General features: G+C 72.6%; 2 protein-coding genes. Both read right to left on the bottom strand.

Annotated elements, in window-relative coordinates; all coding sequences use genetic code 11:
* Positions 1-51: 51 nt before the first annotated feature.
* Positions 52-225 carry a hypothetical protein gene (locus FNH04_RS47095; RefSeq protein WP_194237050.1) on the bottom strand — a complete coding sequence of 58 codons (174 nt, stop codon included), beginning with the start codon at positions 223-225 and terminating at the stop codon, positions 52-54.
* A 209-nt stretch (positions 226-434) separates the two neighbouring features.
* Entirely contained in the window at positions 435-1,847 is a 1,413-nt protein-coding gene (locus tag FNH04_RS45520; RefSeq protein ID WP_152792079.1) for an amidohydrolase, read from the bottom strand.
* Between the last annotated feature and the right edge of the window lie 42 nt (positions 1,848-1,889).

The raw sequence follows: 1,889 nt of genomic DNA, 5'->3' as shown, positions 1-1,889 counted from the left end.
CCGTACCCCCGGCTCACCTCACCCCCCGGCTCGCCTCACCCCCCGCTCGCCTCACTCCGTGGCGTCGGCGCCCCGGACGATCACCAGGAACGTGTCCGTGGCGAGGTCCATGACGACCTCGGCGGCCTGGCCCTCCAGGCGGCGCGCGTGCGCGAACTCCTCCGCCGGCCACGAACCGCGCGGCCCGCCGGCGGGGAAGCGCTCCAGCACTGTTCGCCCGTTCACCCTGCACCTCCATGTAGCGCCGTGATTCGTAGAGTTAAACGCCCACGAGAGGGTGAACGGCTCGTGAAGTGATGTTACTGAGACGTAGTTGACACTCGGTCAGCACGACAGGGTGAGAGATCTCGCAGGAACTCCACATTCGGGTGACGGATCGTACGAGTCCGCGCACGTGGCGTGCGCGATCTCCGTTTGCCCGGCCGGGTCCGCGCTCACCCGGGCGGCTTGTCGTACTCCTGGATCCGCTGCCCGTGGCTGCGGTCGGTGAGCGCGGGCAGGCGCTCCGCCAGCTCGCGCACGGTCGCCGCGACATCGACGGTGAGCAGCCGGCGGTCGCGCATGAGGACACGTCCGTCGACGATCGTGGTGCGGACGTCGGAGGAACGGGCGCTGTGCACGAGGGTGGCGGCGAGGTCGTGCACGGGCTGGGTGTGCGGGCCGCTGACGTCCACCAGGACGATGTCGGCGCGCCGCCCGGGCGCGAGGCTGCCGATCTGCTCGCCCAGACCCACGGCGCGGGCGCTCTGGAGGGTGGCGTGGTGCAGTGCCTGCCGTGACGTCAGCCAGCGCGGGTCGCCCTCGGTGGACTTCTGGACGAGCGCGGTGAGCGCCATGGACTCCCACACGTCGAGGGAGTTGTTCGAGGCGGCGCCGTCCGTGGCCAGCCCCACGGGGACGCCGATGCGCCGCAGGGCCCGCACCGGAGTGGTCGGCCAGGCGAACTTCAGATAGCCGCGGGGCGCGGACGCGACGGCGACCGGGCCCGTCGCCCGCTCCAGGACGGGCAGGTCGCGTTCGATGATGCCGGTGCCGTGCGCGATGAGCACGCCCGCGTCGAGGCCGAGAAGCCCGGTGCGCTCCAGTACCTCGATGGGCGTGACGCCGTGCCGGGCGAGGCTGTTGTCGGTCTGGTCCCGGCTCTCGGAGGCGTGGAGGTGCACGGGCAGTCCGTGCTCGCGGGCGAGGCCGGCGGTGGCGGCGAGGTCGGCGTCGGCGACGGTGTAGGGGGCGTGCGGGGCGAGCGCGGTGGTGATCCGGCCGCCGGCCGCGCCCCGGTGCCGTAGGGCGAACTCCAGTGAGCGTTCGCGGCCTTCGGGGCCCTGCGAGGAGAAGAAGGCCTCCCCCAAGTGGGCGCGCAGTCCGCTCTCGGCCGTCACGGCGGCGACCGTGTCCATCGAGAAGTAGTGGTCGGCGAAGCAGGTCACGCCGCCGCGGATCATCTCGGCGCAGGCGAGCCTCGCGCCCAGCTCCACGTCCTTCGGCGTGAGGTTCGACTCGACGGGCCAGACGACGTCGTTGAACCACTCCTCGGCCGGCAGGTCCTCGGCCACTCCGCGCAGGGCCACCATCGGGGCGTGCGTGTGGCAGTTGACGAGGCCGGGGAGGGCGACCTGGCCGCGGGCGTCGATGTGCTCGGCGGCGGGGGCACCGGTGCCGGGGGCTCCCGTGGCGGGGCCCCTGGTGGTGGCTCCGGTGGCCGGGCCGACGTACTCGATGACCCCTCCCCGTACGACGATCGAGGCGTCCTCGACGAACCCGATCCGTTCCTGGTCGTCGTGCACGAGGGCGGTGCATCCGGTGATGACGAGATCGGCGGGCGGCTGCGTCGTCCGAGAGGGCGTCATGCGGTCACGGTACGACGGTGTCGTCCCCGTGTCGTACCCGTG

This window comes from Streptomyces phyllanthi, assembly GCF_009377205.1.
GTDB classification, from domain to species: Bacteria; Actinomycetota; Actinomycetes; order Streptomycetales; family Streptomycetaceae; genus Streptomyces; species Streptomyces phyllanthi.
The sequence above is the reverse complement of the archived record's forward strand: the minus strand, read 5'-3'. Positions and strand labels throughout refer to the sequence as shown.